Annotated in this window: 12 protein-coding genes, 1 tRNA gene and 1 riboswitch; of the genes, 3 read left to right on the top strand and 10 right to left on the bottom strand. The window is 43.0% G+C overall.

Annotated elements, in window-relative coordinates:
• Window positions 1–8: 8 nt before the first annotated feature.
• A complete protein-coding gene (locus tag HMPREF0868_RS03055) occupies window positions 9–929 on the bottom strand; it encodes an ABC transporter permease (protein ID WP_012993233.1) in 921 nt (306 codons plus the stop codon).
• 174 nt (window positions 930–1,103) lie between these two features.
• A complete protein-coding gene (locus HMPREF0868_RS03050; RefSeq protein WP_012993232.1) occupies window positions 1,104–2,750 on the bottom strand; it encodes an ABC transporter substrate-binding protein in 1,647 nt (548 codons plus the stop codon).
• 312 nt (window positions 2,751–3,062) lie between these two features.
• Window positions 3,063–3,158, top strand: a riboswitch (purine riboswitch).
• Window positions 3,159–3,352: 194 nt separating this feature from the next.
• On the opposite strand from HMPREF0868_RS03050, the gene HMPREF0868_RS03045 reads away from it, so the two are divergent.
• From HMPREF0868_RS03045 to HMPREF0868_RS03035, 3 genes are all read left to right on the top strand, one after another.
• Window positions 3,353–4,678 (top strand): nucleobase:cation symporter-2 family protein, encoded by a 1,326-nt coding sequence (locus tag HMPREF0868_RS03045; protein WP_095522071.1) that lies wholly within the window; start codon window positions 3,353–3,355, stop codon window positions 4,676–4,678.
• Complete coding sequence (locus HMPREF0868_RS03040; RefSeq protein WP_012993230.1) at window positions 4,665–5,240, top strand: xanthine phosphoribosyltransferase; 576 nt, start codon at window positions 4,665–4,667, stop codon at window positions 5,238–5,240. The genes HMPREF0868_RS03045 and HMPREF0868_RS03040 overlap by 14 nt, the downstream gene beginning before the upstream one ends.
• Window positions 5,241–5,517: 277 nt before the next feature.
• Window positions 5,518–5,943 (top strand): bis(5'-nucleosyl)-tetraphosphatase, encoded by a 426-nt coding sequence (locus tag HMPREF0868_RS03035; protein ID WP_012993229.1) that lies wholly within the window; start codon window positions 5,518–5,520, stop codon window positions 5,941–5,943.
• 119 nt (window positions 5,944–6,062) lie between these two features.
• Here HMPREF0868_RS03035 and HMPREF0868_RS03030 read toward each other — a convergent pair whose 3' ends face one another.
• From HMPREF0868_RS03030 to HMPREF0868_RS02995, 8 genes are all read right to left on the bottom strand, one after another.
• Window positions 6,063–7,886, bottom strand: coding sequence for a magnesium transporter CorA family protein (locus HMPREF0868_RS03030; protein ID WP_012993228.1), 1,824 nt, complete (start codon window positions 7,884–7,886; stop codon window positions 6,063–6,065).
• A gap of 48 nt (window positions 7,887–7,934) precedes the next feature.
• Window positions 7,935–8,858: an ABC transporter ATP-binding protein gene (locus tag HMPREF0868_RS03025; protein WP_012993227.1), complete on the bottom strand. Its 924-nt coding sequence runs from the start codon at window positions 8,856–8,858 to the stop codon at window positions 7,935–7,937.
• Window positions 8,833–9,213: a GntR family transcriptional regulator gene (locus tag HMPREF0868_RS03020; protein ID WP_012993226.1), complete on the bottom strand. Its 381-nt coding sequence runs from the start codon at window positions 9,211–9,213 to the stop codon at window positions 8,833–8,835. The genes HMPREF0868_RS03025 and HMPREF0868_RS03020 overlap by 26 nt, the downstream gene beginning before the upstream one ends.
• Before the next feature lie 122 nt (window positions 9,214–9,335).
• Window positions 9,336–9,422: transfer RNA gene (locus tag HMPREF0868_RS03015), tRNA-Leu, on the bottom strand.
• A gap of 309 nt (window positions 9,423–9,731) precedes the next feature.
• On the bottom strand, window positions 9,732–12,542 hold the full coding sequence (gene secA / locus HMPREF0868_RS03010) for a preprotein translocase subunit SecA (protein ID WP_012993225.1): 2,811 nt from the start codon (window positions 12,540–12,542) through the stop codon (window positions 9,732–9,734).
• A 138-nt stretch (window positions 12,543–12,680) separates the two neighbouring features.
• The gene (locus tag HMPREF0868_RS03005; protein WP_012993224.1) at window positions 12,681–13,685 is read right to left on the bottom strand and encodes an endonuclease toxin domain-containing protein; all 1,005 of its coding nucleotides are present in this window, start codon (window positions 13,683–13,685) and stop codon (window positions 12,681–12,683) included.
• Window positions 13,660–15,018: a DUF5702 domain-containing protein gene (locus HMPREF0868_RS03000; RefSeq protein WP_012993223.1), complete on the bottom strand. Its 1,359-nt coding sequence runs from the start codon at window positions 15,016–15,018 to the stop codon at window positions 13,660–13,662. The genes HMPREF0868_RS03005 and HMPREF0868_RS03000 overlap by 26 nt, the downstream gene beginning before the upstream one ends.
• Window positions 15,002–15,274 (bottom strand): hypothetical protein, encoded by a 273-nt coding sequence (locus tag HMPREF0868_RS02995; RefSeq protein WP_012993222.1) that lies wholly within the window; start codon window positions 15,272–15,274, stop codon window positions 15,002–15,004. The genes HMPREF0868_RS03000 and HMPREF0868_RS02995 overlap by 17 nt, the downstream gene beginning before the upstream one ends.
• Window positions 15,275–15,450: the final 176 nt, after the last annotated feature.

Genomic DNA, 15,450 nt, shown 5'->3' with positions numbered 1-15,450 from the left:
TTCACCTCTCAATTATATCGCACTTTAGGATTTATAACTCCGTAAAGCAGATCAACGATTAAATTTATAAGTATGTATTCAACGGAAAAGAACAGTAATAAAGCTTGTACAACTTTATAGTCGCGAAAATTTATTGAATCAACTAATAATCGCCCAAGCCCCGGTATCGAAAAAACCGTTTCCGTCATAACTGACCCAGATAAAAGCCCGCCGATTTGCAGTCCCCCAACAGTCACTATTTCGATCAGAGAATTTTTAAAAGCATGACGCATCACGACTAAATACTCGCCGAGACCCTTGGCTCTGGCCGTACGAACATAATCTTCTTTCAGCGATTCCAACATCGAAGAACGGGTGAAACGGGCTAAAACAGCCATAATACCTGAACCCATCGTCAGTGAGGGCAATATGTAATTCCGCCAACCGTCCAAACCTCCGGTCGGTAAAATTCCGATTTCCACCGAAAAAAATTGGATGAGCTCCAAGCCGAGCCAAAATGAAGGTAACGATATTCCAGAAATAGCAATTATCATACCGAGATAATCCATGAATCTCCCACGCTTTACAGCAGAAACAATGCCGATGAGCACCCCGATAACCGCCGCCCAAGCCATGGAACAAAAAGTAAGCATAATAGTAGGATAAAAGCACGGCACAATCGTGTCGACAACCGTTTTACCGTTCTTTATCGATTGACCCAAGTCTCCCGTCACCAAGCCGCGCATATAGTCTATATATTGATTCAGCAACGGTTTATTCAGGCCAAGTTGGCTTCTGACCAGTTCAACATCGGCAATCGTTGCATCTTTTCCGGCAATTTGCCTTGCCGGATCACCCGGGATAAGGTGAATGAACATGAACACCAAAAAAGATATCACCAACAGGAGCGGAATTGCTCCAGCTATCCGTTTTACAGCATATTTTCCCATCGTTCCTCCTAAGCTGCGGTAGTTTCCGTTACCGGCTTTAAGTAGTTGGATGTACGGCTGAGCCATATTTTAGCTTGATTTAAATAGAACTGCCATACCGAATGGCAGTTCTATTTTTTAACAGGCAATAATGTGAGACAAGCTGACATGCAACTTCATCCCGCCGCAACTTATTTAATGATTCAGTTTAGCGGTCGCGTAGTTAATCGAACCGTCCGGCGCAACATAGACATTGCTCAAGTAATTCTTGGCCGAATAAATAATCTGATCGTTAGCCAAGAATAACCAAGGACAAGCTTCCCAAGCAATTTTTTGCGCATTTCCATATAACTCGGCCTGTTTTTGGGGATCGGCATTGGCCAAGCCTTCATCCAAAGCTTTGTCGAATTCCGGATTGTCAAAGTATGGGGTGTTCGCGCTTACTGGGGGTGCCATATTGCTGTACAGAAGGGCGCGCATTGAACCGTCCATGGTATAGTCGGAAGCTGACCAGTTTACATACCACATATTGATTTTGGCTTCTTCTTTGGGCACATAAATTTTATCGCCGACCGTTGCCGGATCCATAGCCTGTACATCAACCTTTATACCTATCTGTTCCAGCTGTTGCTTGATAAAGGTCATTCCTTTAATTTCTTGGGTGGTATTGTCACCCCAAATTGTCAAATCGAACCCTTTTTCATAGCCTGCCTCTTTCATCAAAGCTTTGGCTTTGGCAATATCGTATTTGTAAGCCGGCTGCTCTACATAACCTTGAATTATCGAAGGTACAACCGAGCCAGCCACAGTAGCATGGCCATCGTACATAACCTTAACATAAGCATCTTTATCAATCGCATAGTTCATAGCTTGACGGACCTTAAGATCCTTCAGCTGTGGCAAGTTCATATTTAAAGTTACATAACGCATGATATTGGACGGAGTGGCAAGTACGTTAACATCCTTGGTATTGCCAAGAGCTTTGATTTGGTCGGCAGGCATAGGATAAACCAAGTCGGCTTCACCGGTTTGCAACATAGCCGTACGTGCTCCGGCTTCCGGAACCGTTTTCATCATTACGGTATCTACACCCGGTTTTTCGCCCCAATAGCCTTCAAAACGCTTGAATAAAGTATGGTCTCCTTCTTTCCACTCAACGAATTCATAAGGTCCGGTGCCGCAAGGATGATACATAATGTCATTGCCGTATTTCTCAATTGCTTTAGGACTGATTATACAAAATTGAGTTAGTCGGTTAATAAACGGGCTCCATGGCTTGGTCAGTTTGAAAACGACAGTTTTGGCATCCGGTGTCTCCAGAGAGGCAACTCTTGGTTCTTCAGACTTATCTTTGTTCACAACGATGAATGTGCGACGCTGCCGCAATTTATTGTCTTTGTTGCAAACACGATCATAGTTTGACCGTACTGCTTCCGCGTTAAATTCTGTTCCGTCATGGAATTTTATGCCTTCATTCAGATGGAATGTGTATGTTAAAGAATCGTCGGAAATCTCCCAGCTTTTGGCCAAACTTCCGACCAACTTATTAGCAGAATCAAATTTAACCAGAGTTTCGTAAATGCCGCGTGTGGCCGAGATAGCACTGGTATCAGGTATATTGGCCGGGTCCATAGAGCTTACTGCACCTTCCATAGCAATTACCAAATCATTATCCTTTGACTTGGCCGCCTTATCACTGCCTTCGACAATCAGTCCGGTAGCCGCGGTTTTGCTCTCTTCAGCCGTTTTGCCTGAGTTCTTCCCTTGTTTGCTGCAGCCGACTGCCGTCAGCAACATCGCAGTCATGGTCACGGCAGCTGTAAGTTTCAGCAATTTTTTCATACTCAACGTCCTCCTTGAATATTTTGGATCGGATCCCTCAATCGAGTCCTTTTTCAATAATACGCCAAAGATTTCTCTTAGTCAAAAAAGTTCCGACAATTTGCACTATTTTACAGTTAAACGTAGTTTAATTTATGTGCAAAGCGCAGTTTCATTCGTCAAGTTAAATGCTTTCAAGTTAACTTTAGGGCAATCAAACGATATCGCCGCATCCTTTTTTTCTACAGATATCGTCTATTGATATTTCGCCTGATATTTATGGCATAATCAGCGATATACATTCCGAGCAAAAAGAGTTATAATGTTGGCCTATTCACAGTTGGAATGGAAGCTCATATAAACCTTGAATTCGGCAAGGCGTTTCTACCTAAGACCTAATCTTAGACTATGAGATATTCTGCGGTACCGTCTGTCAGTTGCGGCGGTCACTTCTTAATTGTCGGATACTCTCAATGATGCTGAGATTCATGTGAATTGAATTCTATTTTTTAGGAGGAAGTATGGAAACAACATCTTCAATCCGACCGGCCATTGAGAATAGCGAGCCGCTGTCCGGAACCGCACCTGCTGCATCTGCCGCTGTCGAGTCAGCCAACACATCGATGCAAACTAAGGATAAATTGCTTTATCCGCTTGAATCTAAACCTCCCTTAGGCGTGTCGTTGGTTTTGGCTATTCAACACATCTTGGCGGCTTTTGCCGGGATTATCGCCGTACCGCTGGTCGTTTGTACAGCCCTTCATCTTAGTGTCGAGCAAACCTCAATAATGGTAGCCGCCACTATTTTTGTTTCTGGAATTACGACAATGCTTCAGTCACGCGGCGTCGGGCCGATCGGATCGCGACTTGCCGGAATGATGGGAACAGATTTTACTTTTGTAAATCCTTCGATAAGCGTCGGAAGCAGGTTCGGCTTGGCCGGAATTGTCGGCGCGACTATCACCGGCTCCTTGGTCGAGATTGTCTTGAGCCGTTTTATAAAATCGCTGCTTAAATTTTTCCCGCCTTTAATAACCGGAACTGTTGTATCTCTTATTGGTATCACCTTACTTCCGGTCAGCATAGACTGGGCTGCCGGCGGCTTCGGATCCGCTGACTACGGTTCCTTGCGGAACTTAGCTGTTGCTTTCGCAATTATGCTTTTTACCTTGTTTCTCAATCACTACGGCAAAGGCATGCTTAGTACGGCCGCCGTTTTCATCGGCATGGTCGCAGGTTACCTTTTGTGCCTGCCTCTCGGAATGGTTGATTTAAGTTCCGTAGCAGCGGCTAAATGGATTGCCATTCCCAATATTTTCCGTTTTGGATTCCATTTTGACTTTGCTGCTACTCTATCATTTGTCCCGGCCTATATCGTATCAACCATAGGTACAGTAGGAATTGTTATGGCAATCGGTGAAGCTTCCCATACAAAAGTATCCGGTGAACGGGCCGCCAATGGCGTTCTGTGTGACGGTCTCGGCTCCATGATTGCAGGTATATTCGGTGCTGGTCCGAATACCGCCTTTTCGCAAAATGTCGGCTTAATAACGTTAACTAAAGTTGCCAGCCGTCACGTAATGGTGCTGGCCGGACTGTTGTTAACCGTATTAGGTGTTTTCCCTAAACTAAGTGCGTTGATTGCCGTTATGCCGCCGCCGGTTCTCGGTGGAGTTGGAGTTATAATGTTCGGTTTGGTCGCGGCCCAGGGTATAAAAACTTTAGCCAGTATCAAACTTGGCGATCGCGAACTGTTAATCATCTCCGTGGCTTTCGCTTTAGGAATAGGCGTTACGGTTAAGCCGGAAATTCTGGACGGTTTGCCATTGGCTTTAAAAATGATATTATCTTCGGGAATATCCACCGGTACTTTAGCTGCATTAATTTTAAATATTGTTTTACGTAAACCTAAGGTGATCAGCAAGGAGGCTGGCAATGAAACTGCTTGAAGACAGAATTTTACAAGACGGGACCGTTCTCCCCAATAATATTTTGAAAGTTGACAATTTTCTCAACCATCAGATTGATCCACAGCTTATGTTGGCCATGGGACGTGATTTTGCCAATCATTTTGCTGACAAAGGCATAAATAAAATTTTGACAATTGAGATTTCCGGCATTGCCGTAGCTATGGCCGCTGCGATCTATCTCAATGTACCCCTGGTGTTTGCCAAAAAAACCGCTTCTGTCACCCTTGCCGCCGATCTTTACACGGCTAAAGTTACTTCTTATACCAAAAAAACGGAGTACACAATTCGAGTTGATAAGAAATTTCTCACCGCTAACGACAATGTTTTAATTATCGACGACTTTCTGGCCACAGGGGAAGCCCTTCGGGGAATGACTTCAATATGTCAGCAAGCAGGTGCGAAAATTGTTGGTTTCGGCATCGCAATCGAAAAAGTATTCCAAAACGGCGGAGATTATTTCCGTAAATTAGGTTATGACGTTTACAGTCAAGCCATGATTGAAAATTTTGTAAACAACACCGTAAAATTTAAGGATCGATAGTCGTCACTTCTCTACCGATTAAAGAAACCATAGCTTTTGAAGAACTGCATCACTTAAATTTGTGCTTATCTTAGGGCAGATTTAATAGGTGCAGTTCTTTCAAACATCGCAGAGCTGTAGATCGGCACTTCTAAAATCACAGGGCTTATAATACGTTTTTTCAATTGAAAACAGTAGCCAGACCAAAATCACAATATATTGTCTATATTCCGGCTGTTTTTTATTCGCCCAAAGTGCTAAAATATTGTTAATTTATGCCTATAAGGAAGGATGTGCCATGAAAAAAGAAAAATCATGCGGAGCGGTAATATTTTGGACTCACAACGATGAACGACAGTTTCTATTAGTGCAGCACCGTTCCGGACACTGGGGTTTCCCCAAGGGACACGTCGAGCGCAATGAAAAAGAGTTGGAGACAGCATTACGCGAAGTACATGAAGAGACTGGTGTCGAGATAGATATTTTGCCAAATTTTCGTCGCAGAATTGAATACCGGCCCTGTGTCAACCACATCAAAGAAGTGATATATTTTGTTGCCAGCTATGTTTCCGGCGAAGCCACACCACAGGAATCTGAACTGCGTACACTTGGGTGGTTCGAATATAATGCTGCCCTTGAACAACTTACCTTCAGTAATGACCGCGCTGTATTAATCGAAGCTAATAAATTTATTCAAAATAGCTTAAGCTGCCAGAACGAATAAATTGGCATACAGCGAGGCGAGTAGTAAGCACCTAATAAAAGGGATAGCCTTAAAATAATCGGGGCAGCCTTGAGCATTGCCCCCCGCCTCACGGCTTATGTTTCCGGCTTATGTTTCTCTCAGCCCCTCACCGAAAATATCTTCCGAAAATATTTTCCTATTTTGCTATCGACAGGATACTTTATTGCTTCAGCCACTTGCCAACCCTCAACTGGAAATGAACCCTCTTTCCAATCATTCGGTTCTTTCTTTTTTTTGCTTGCATTTTCCTCCAACTCAAGGCCCATAAGATCATCATAATAAGCGTTCAAAATACGTCGTATTTCACTTAATGAAGAATAAAAATTTTTATCTCCCTTATATTCTAAAAGCAATAACCTTATTTGAGCTTTTTCAACCGAAGTTGCTTCAGACAGTTCATCGGAAATGGTAGGTGTTTTTAGGCGTCTTGACTCCAAGTCTTCCAACAAAGAATTAAACATAGAGTTGTCATCTTCTATATCAAGATGTTTGATGAACTTGCCATCAGTAATCACGAAAGCTAAACCAGTTTTCAGCTTACCTCTTAAAGCTATATAATCTTTCACCCGAGGTGGCATGGTGCCGGCCTTTCGTAAAATTTCTTTAGTGTATATGATGTCCATTCTTCGCCGCGTTGAATCAGCTTTCATGCTCAGTTCCTCGCTAGAATCACGAAGCAAATATAAGCGTTCATTTAAGTTATCTGTGTAATCGTAGGAATGACATAATTTGTATACTTTTATCCAGTAAGCAATTTCTTCTGGACGCGAAAATGTAGCTTCAATTTTATTTTGATCGATTAGTGTTATTCGGTGCGTTGAACCAGCCTCGATATGCGGAACAACCATACCGGCAAAATTATATTTTACACCGGCCAAAATCAGCGAAAAAATTGCAATAGGAACAATTAAAACCGGCAAGGTTTGACGCCATTTATTTTTGTTTCGTATAAAGATAATAATTAAAGTCAAATAACTCAAGCTACCGCCTATAATTCCGCCTAAAACCAGACTCACGTATCGCAGTGAGCCTAACATAATTGCCATAATACCGCCGAAAAACATAGCAAAAGTAAGCACAACCAACGTGGCGATAATATAAAAAAACGGACTTTGTGCAGCCGAAGTTTCAGCCCGCTCGGCCGGCCGGCGAATAAAAAAGAATCTTGCCAAGCAGAGGAAAGCCGTTCCGATAAACAACCAATAAATTATATTGGAGTGGTTTAAGATCACCGAAAATCCAGCCGCAATCGGCACAGGACATACATATAGCAGAGCGTTAAGCAATTGTTTAAGTGTATCGGAGGTGACAAATAAATTGGAGACCAACCGAGGCCACAAAAGATCTCGGTATAAGAAATATCCGATAACTATTGCCGGTACGGCCATATTATAGGCCAATGCAAGCAAAGTCCCATCCGATGATTTCCCTACCCAACAATGAATAAGCAAAGCAAAGGCATAATATGCATAGCAAAAAACAAGTAAAGATAAATGTTCCCAGATAACATTATAAAGATATTCATTTGAATATGCCGGAGCCAAATAAAATAGGCCTAGGATAGTAAACAGGGCGCGCAAAATTATCGCCCCAGCCAACAGAGTAGCGGCCGTAAGATTAAGTGCATCGAAAAAAGTAGAACGTTTTATAGGAATTGTGTTAATTGTATCCACCGCGTTGCGCTTATGCATATACCCATAAAGGCGCTTTAAAATTATATTAATCCATATAAAATTGACAATATAAGTTATCAGATAGCAAAAATACCATGGCGCCGTTTCCGTCAAAACCAAAGCCCCATTTTTTATAGGCTCAAGAAAAGCCAGTAACATTAAAACCGGTGTGATGAGATTCAGAATGGAAAAAAGTATAAACTGCGGTAAATTTCGTTTAAGCTGCCACTTAATATTTTCCTTGATCATGCTCATCTCCCACACACTTCTGTAAAATTATAAATGCCTCAGCCCGAATTACCATCCGATAAGGTTTTCAACCGCATATTCCTTCCGAGCCAACTCATAGAAAAACACTTCTTCCAACGTCAAAGGAATTATTTCCAAGACGACCGGGGAAAATTCGGATAAAACACTCCTAATCTCATCTTCCGAATTTTTGATGATGTACGTTTCCAAGACACCGTGCCGCTTTAGTTTTTGAATATTCAGCGGCAATTTTTCGATTTCAGGCTTATTTTTCGGCGACCAGACAATCTGAACTTTGTAAGCCAGTTGACGCAAATCGTCCATATCGGCTGTCAAAATCTGCTCTCCCCTATGTAAAAAAATTACATGATCACAAAAATCTTCCATCTCCCGCAAATTATGAGATGATATCAAAACGGTGTTTTCCAGTTCTGCAACTTGTCGGATAACATGCTTGCGCACAGCTTGACGCATAATCGGATCCAACCCGTCGAATGCTTCATCCATGAGCAAAAAGTTCGGCAAAGTGCTGAGTCCATATACTAAAGCCGCTTGACGCAACATTCCTTTGGAAAACTTGTGCATGCTGAGGTGCTCAGGCAAATCCAAAACACGCAAAAGATCATGGTAAAGCTGGTCCGACCAAGACTTGTATACTGTCTTGTAGAACTCACCCATCTGCGCCATATCAAAATCAGGATAATAGAAGGGTGTATCTGGCACAAAAAACATCTTGTGCTTGGCATTAGGATTGTCGTACACTGACTCTCCATCATAAAAAACTGTACCGCTGTCAGGTTTATAAATGCCACAAAGTAAACGCATCAAGGTGCTTTTACCAGCTCCGTTTGACCCAAGTAAGCCGTAAATCGTATGGCTTTGCATAGTAAAACTGATATCATGTACCGCCGGCTTCCCGTCAAATGATTTAGTCAGTTTGTCGGCCTTAAGCATTCCGGTTTTTCCAGTCATCTATGCACTCATCAGTTTTTTCATGAATTTTCTTGGGCGTGTAATCATAAGTAAGCGCTTGACTGACGCCTTTACTCAGCTCCTGCGTTATTTTTCTTTCGATGACTTCGTTCTTATTTTTTAGCGGCGCAATAAAACTACCTTTTCCGGTTAACGAATAAATAAATCCAGCCTCATCAAGTTGTTGATATGCTTTTTGAACAGTGTTAGGATTTACATTCAAATCCAAAGAAACCTGTCTTACCGTAGGAAGTTGTTCATCCTCTTTCAGAACACCGGTCAAAATCAACTTAATAATCTGTTGCTTTATCTGCATATAAATCGGCTCACGACTGCGAAAATCAATGGCAAACATAATCAACCTCCTTTGAATTATATACTATAGTACAGCTATAGTAGTGTCAATAAAATTTAATAATCCTTACATGCATATAAGATTTGCGCAAATAAAAAAGCCAACTTCCTCAGAAGTTGGCTTGGTGCCGGCGGCCGGACTCGAACCGGCACGGTGTCACCACCGGTGGATTTTGAGTCCACTACGTCTGCCAATTCCATCACGCCGGCAAATCGTACTAGCAAAATATACACCATTTATTTTCTTTTGTCAACACCTAAAATTCAACTTGACCGCGCATTTATGAGACACAAATGATAATGTCCTGATATACCACAAATGAAAATGTCCCGATCTGTGATAGAATCATCCTTCAGTATTAAACCAGATTGGTAAGACGGAAAAGTAGGAATGGGACGCAGGACGATGCGAGACGGTGCGGGACAGTGCGCAGGGCGCATAGAATGTGGAACGGCCAAACAACCCTTTCCTCAACTGGCCCACGCAAGAGTAACAGCATGACGCCCCCTACCAACTTTTTAACCGCGCCCGCAACAATTTTTATATTTTTTACCGCTACCACATGGGCAGGGATCGTTACGACCGACTTTATTTTTATCACGTATAAGCGGCTTGTGATTTGCATCCTTGTTCACTTCACCTTGACGTTCCGACTGTCCAGCGGCGGCTTTCGCCTCCGCGAAGGAGCTTTCAGCAGCTTTATGTTCTTCTATCCGGCGCAATGAATTTTCACGTCTAATTGGCTCCTCCGGGCGGAAATTAGCTCGCAGAATCATACGGACGGCGGCCTCCTGAATCGAATTATTCATCTCTTCAAACATTTGGAAGCCTTCCATCTTGTACTCCATGACTGGATCGTGCTGTGCATAACTGCGCATACCGATCGAATCGCGCAGGTCATCCATTAAGTCAATATGATCCATCCATTTTTGATCAACCGAACGCAAAAGAATCACACGTTCTATTTCACGCATCAGCTCAGGTGAACCAAGCTCATCTTCACGCGAAGCATAACGATCTAAGGCAGCTTGAACGGTAATGTCAATTATTTCGTCCAAAGTGTTGTTTTGGGCAATTAATTCTTTTAACTTCAGGACTGGATCAATCGGGCCTGTAATGTCCAAAAGATTGGCGGTAAGTCCGCTTATCTCCCACTCTTCAGCCGGCTCATCAGGATTGCAGTATTTGGCAAACACTCGTTTAAGGGTGCTTTCAATCATATTGCGATATGTATCCTGTAAGTCTTCGCCTTCCAATACACGCCGACGTTGAGCATAAATCACTTCACGTTGCTTGTTCATAACATCATCATATTCAAGCACATGCTTACGGATACCAAAGTTGCGGCCTTCAACTTTTTTCTGAGCATTTTCTATTTGTTTACTCAGCATTCTGTTTTGCAGTTCCATGTCTTCATCGACACCCAAACTGTTAAACAATTTAGTCATTCTATCGCCGCCAAAAAGACGCAACAAATCATCTTCTAACGAAAGGTAAAATTTGGACTTACCCGGATCACCTTGACGGCCGGCACGTCCGCGCAATTGGTTGTCGATGCGGCGTGATTCATGCCTTTCCGTGCCTAGTATGTACAGTCCTCCAGCTTTTATAACTTTATCTTTTTCGTCTTTAATACTGTCAGAGAAGTTTTTTTCCAGTTCCTGATAACGCTGGCGGATATCCAAAATCAAAGGATCGTCAGTCTCATTATGAGTTGTAGATTGCTCAACTAACTCCGGCTCAAATCCTTGTTTTCGCAACTCAGCTTTAGCCATATATTCCGGATTACCGCCGAGCAGAATATCCGTACCACGTCCAGCCATGTTCGTGGAAATGGTTACCGCTCCATAGCGTCCGGCCTGAGCAACAATCTCCGCTTCACGTTGATGCTGTTTGGCGTTTAAGACATTGTGTTTTATCCCAACGCGAGTAAACAGATCCGACAACAGCTCTGATTTTTCAACAGAAACTGTACCGATAAGCACCGGCTGGCCTTGTGCATGAACTTTCTTGACCTCTTCTATAATAGCCTTATATTTGCCGCGTTCAGTTTTATATATGCTATCATGTTCATCCAACCGAGCAATCGGACGATTGGTAGGAATGCAAATTACATCCAAACTGTAAATACTTCTGAACTCATCTTCTTCCGTTAAGGCCGTACCGGTCATACCGGAAAGTTTAGCATACATGCGGAAATAATTCTGAAAAGTAATCGTAGCCAATGTTTTACTCTCATTCTCTACTTTTACACCTTCTTTGGCTTCAATAGCCTGATGCAAGCCGTCACTGTAGCGGCGACCGTACATCAAGCGTCCGGTAAAGTCATCGACAATAATAACTTCGCCGTCTTGCACAACGTACTGATCATCACGATGCATAGTGCCATGAGCTTTTAACGCATTATTTATATAATGTTGCAAGTCGTAGTTTTCCTCATCGGCCAAGTTATTAACTTGGAAGTATTGTTCAGCCTTACTTACCCCGTTGCGAGTCATAACCGCCGTCTTGGCCTTCTCATCAACAATATAATCGGCATCGCCGGCCAGTTCATCCTGGTCTTCCTTGCTATCAGTTTCTGCAACTACAAACGGTTTGAGGGTCGTGACAAAGCTGTTGACCTTTTTATACATATCTGTCGATGCTTCGCCTTGGCCAGATATAATTAAAGGGGTTCGCGCTTCGTCAATCAAAATTGAGTCCACCTCATCGACAATCGCAAATTGTAATTCCCGCTGCACCATTTCACTCTTATGCGTAACCATGTTATCACGCAAATAATCAAAGCCGAACTCATTATTTGTACCGTAAACGATATCTGAAGCATAAGCTTGCCGCCGCGCATCATTATCCAAACCATGAACAATCAAACCGACGGTGAGTCCTAGGTATGTATAAACCTTACCCATCCACTCCGAGTCACGGGTGGCCAAATAATCATTGACCGTAACTACGTGAACGCCTTGTCCGGTAAGGGCATTTAAATAAACTGGCAATGTCGCCACCAAGGTTTTACCTTCACCGGTTTTCATCTCCGCAATACGTCCCTGGTGCAAAACAATACCACCGATAATCTGCACCCGATAATGACGCATTCCTAGCACTCGCCAGGCCGCTTCACGGATTGTAGCAAAGGCATCTGGCAAAATATCATCTAACGTTTCCCCGGCCTTTAAGCGGTCGCGCAGCCATTCCGTGCGTCCACGCAATTCATGGTCACTAAGTTGGCGATATTCATCTTCTTTAGCTTCAACAGCCGTTACCAACGGCATTATGCGCTTAATTTCACGTTCACTATGAGTACCGAAAATTTTATTCAATAAATTCATGACTATACTTCCTATTATGATTAATTCACATCGGCAAAATTTTACTTATATAATATTACATTAGAATTTCACAGCTTACAAGCAAATAATTATAGTTTGTGGGTAATCAGTGATAATTTCATCCCACCAGCGGAATGATCAGACTTTCGGCTTGGTGTATTTTCGGCTGATTTCCGATTGAATAATTTCATAAAAAACACCCTGTCCGGCCCCGGCTGCCAAAGCATTTCTTAATGCGGCCAAAGCTTGTGGTGGACTATTTTCCGGGACAACTATAATAATTTTACGAGATTTTATATCGCCATTTCGGATGCTGATGCGATCTTTTCCCCAAAGTTCCGGGGTTCCGTTAAATCCGGCTAAATTTTTGACCATTCGACTAGCTTGTTCAGTTATGTTATCTGGATTCTGCCACGTTGGTGCTGTCAGGTCAATACTTTTTATCATTGTGGCTTCGCCTGATTTGAAACGCGATATAACAGGATAATTGTGCGGCAGATTGCCACCGTTTTGTTCACGTAAATAGGCACCTCTTTTAAAATTGTGCCAGTCCCAAAAATTTTTGGAATTATCATCAGATTTGCTTTCGTCTTCCTCCTCGTTTAAATTATCTATGCCTGTCCACAAAGGAATAGGCGTATGTGCTTGACCTTTTATCGTGCCCAAACCAAGTGGGATACTATAATAGCTGTTCAGCCAAAGTACGTTATTTTCCGCATCTTTTTCCACATAAAATTTTCGATTGCGAATAAGTTTTCCAAGCAACCGAGACCCGCCGGTGGTTCTGTCAAACCATTTATTAACTTGACCGCCCAAATACCGCCCTGTCATTATCGTAGTACCGAGGTTAACTACTTGACTGCGCCATACCGCCGGTATTTCGTTAAGCTGTCTGTTCGCCGCTTCATTCAATCCGGTTAAATTTACCGCGCTAGAAGCTAAAACAAAGGCCAATTTCTGCTCTTGTGCCATCTTATTGGCGGCAGCCTGCCAACAAAACATTGCGCTGCGAGCGTAAAGAGTAAGAATCATTACCAACAGTGTGATAATAAGCACAGGTGTAACTATAGCCGCTTCCAAAGTCACACTACCGTTCAAAGCCTTATGCTTCCACCTCTCATTTTTTTGCTCGTAGTAACTCATAGTTCTCCTTCCTTCCAACCCTGCCACCTTGCCACCTCCCGCAAGTAATATCGGCATTTACAACTACGCCGGTAAAAAAATGCCCGGACAGATTAGCCTCAATCAATTCGACCGCACGTTTAACCTTATTATCTTCACTTACTGGCAATAAAAACAGCCGCAAAAAGTCTTTATAATACACCTGTATTACTTCGTTATATCCGGGTTGCAAAGGAACCGTTTTCCCGGCCAGCAAGGTTTTCACATCCTTGCCGGATTTCGTAAATGCCCTGACTGCAATAAAAATTGCTTCAAAAACAGCAGACGGTATATATACGGTTCCGCCTGAAAAGGCAAAAACCAAGGCGGTTGTTGCTATGGCGGCAGTGCGATAAACAGCTCTTTTCATCGGTTTACTGTATATACCGATAATATGTTGAACCCAGCGCAAAAGTCTTAAATATAATTTAACCCGTTTAGCGGCTTTTTCCTTGTCTTCTATCCCTGTAATTATATATTCAACTTCATAAGGGGTTACAGTTTTTAAAGCGGCTTTGCTGAAACCGCCCCAGGTTTTGCCAAAAGTGGTCGATTCGCCAAACTTGCCGGCCGCATTACTGAAGCTGTCTATAGCATACTCGTTAACGAGTAAAGCATCATAAACAGGTATAGAATTGATGCTCAAAGCATTTTCCACATTGCTCATTTGCGCCAATACTTTTTGCCAGCTTTCACCGCCGGCTTCATTTTCTTCCATCGCTAAAAATTTGAATACCGGCTCAAGGAAAGGACGAACTTTTGAAGGAATCGCCTTGTCTTTAAAATCAAGGATACTTTTCCGGTGCCGCTGCCATGCATCTTTAGCAACACCAAGCTTACTCTTTCCTTGCTTAAGGTTTGGCGTAATTGCATGTTTGGCGCTCTGGACTCGCTCGTAAATTTCTTTAACTAGGCCAACAGGTGCACGCAAACGCATATATGCATGGATTTGCGGTTTAGCAAATTCCGCTTCGCTCAAAGGATCGGTGCAGTCTGTCGTGGCAGTCACCTTGGTAGGCGGCAGCAAAGGCATGCGCGCAATATCTTTGGTAATTCGGTCGAATATCGCCGTGTTAGCGGCCTCGGCTCGAATCCCCCACAATCCGTAGCGTTCTTCTAAAGTGCGGTCAAATTTTGCCATAGTGACTCCGGTTTGCACTGACAACGCCTCGCCGACTTCAACTTGAAAAATACGCAGGCCGGCTATTTGGTGCATAATTAAAGCGAAAATTAGTATCCCGGAGGTTGTAATCGTTGCCAACAGCGTAACTGCCGCGCGGGAGTCTTGAATAAATGTTTTAATGGAATTTTTCATATCCCTGCCTCGCTAAGTCCTGGGTCAAATCAACCAACGCAATCAATCGCTCCGGCCGTGTTTTGACATTTCTTCGTCCTTTGTAGGAAGTAAATTCGATTATCGGCCCGTTTTCCGTCCATTCGGCAGCAAAACGTAGTTCTCCGGCAACATAGCTTTCCAATTGCTTAAAGCAGGCCGGCCCCTGAAATATAAACAAGATAAAAACGAATAGAATTGCCGTTGTAACTAATGCAGCTTCCAAACTGTTGGCCATATTAAATCCTTTCTCCTGCGCCTGGCGTAGTTTAATTTCTTACTGACAATTTACCTGAGAAAAGATTTTTTGCAGCCGACAAATTTCAACAAATGACAACAAATTACGACAATTCACGATCGCTCGCCCGACTTCGTTCGGCTAGATTTCCGTGAAAACTTCCTGCTAATCAGCGC

Source organism: Mageeibacillus indolicus UPII9-5 (genome assembly GCF_000025225.2).
GTDB lineage: Bacteria > Bacillota > Clostridia > Saccharofermentanales > Fastidiosipilaceae > Mageeibacillus > Mageeibacillus indolicus.
The sequence above is the reverse complement of the archived record's forward strand: the minus strand, read 5'-3'. Positions and strand labels throughout refer to the sequence as shown.

Excerpts from the sequence above, each read along its gene's own strand:
- HMPREF0868_RS03025 (WP_012993227.1), bottom strand. The coding sequence starts at position 8,858 with ATGACTGGAAAAACCGGAATGCTTAAGGCCGACAAACTGACTAAATCA.
- HMPREF0868_RS03005 (WP_012993224.1), bottom strand. The coding sequence starts at position 13,685 with ATGAGTTACTACGAGCAAAAAAATGAGAGGTGGAAGCATAAGGCTTTG.
- HMPREF0868_RS03020 (WP_012993226.1), bottom strand. The coding sequence starts at position 9,213 with ATGTTTGCCATTGATTTTCGCAGTCGTGAGCCGATTTATATGCAGATA.
- HMPREF0868_RS03045 (WP_095522071.1), top strand. The coding sequence starts at position 3,353 with ATGCAAACTAAGGATAAATTGCTTTATCCGCTTGAATCTAAACCTCCC.
- HMPREF0868_RS03000 (WP_012993223.1), bottom strand. The coding sequence starts at position 15,018 with ATGAAAAATTCCATTAAAACATTTATTCAAGACTCCCGCGCGGCAGTT.
- HMPREF0868_RS03055 (WP_012993233.1), bottom strand. The coding sequence starts at position 929 with ATGGGAAAATATGCTGTAAAACGGATAGCTGGAGCAATTCCGCTCCTG.
- HMPREF0868_RS03035 (WP_012993229.1), top strand. The coding sequence starts at position 5,518 with ATGAAAAAAGAAAAATCATGCGGAGCGGTAATATTTTGGACTCACAAC.
- secA (WP_012993225.1), bottom strand. The coding sequence starts at position 12,542 with ATGAATTTATTGAATAAAATTTTCGGTACTCATAGTGAACGTGAAATT.
- HMPREF0868_RS02995 (WP_012993222.1), bottom strand. The coding sequence starts at position 15,274 with ATGGCCAACAGTTTGGAAGCTGCATTAGTTACAACGGCAATTCTATTC.
- HMPREF0868_RS03050 (WP_012993232.1), bottom strand. The coding sequence starts at position 2,750 with ATGAAAAAATTGCTGAAACTTACAGCTGCCGTGACCATGACTGCGATG.
- HMPREF0868_RS03030 (WP_012993228.1), bottom strand. The coding sequence starts at position 7,886 with ATGATCAAGGAAAATATTAAGTGGCAGCTTAAACGAAATTTACCGCAG.
- HMPREF0868_RS03040 (WP_012993230.1), top strand. The coding sequence starts at position 4,665 with ATGAAACTGCTTGAAGACAGAATTTTACAAGACGGGACCGTTCTCCCC.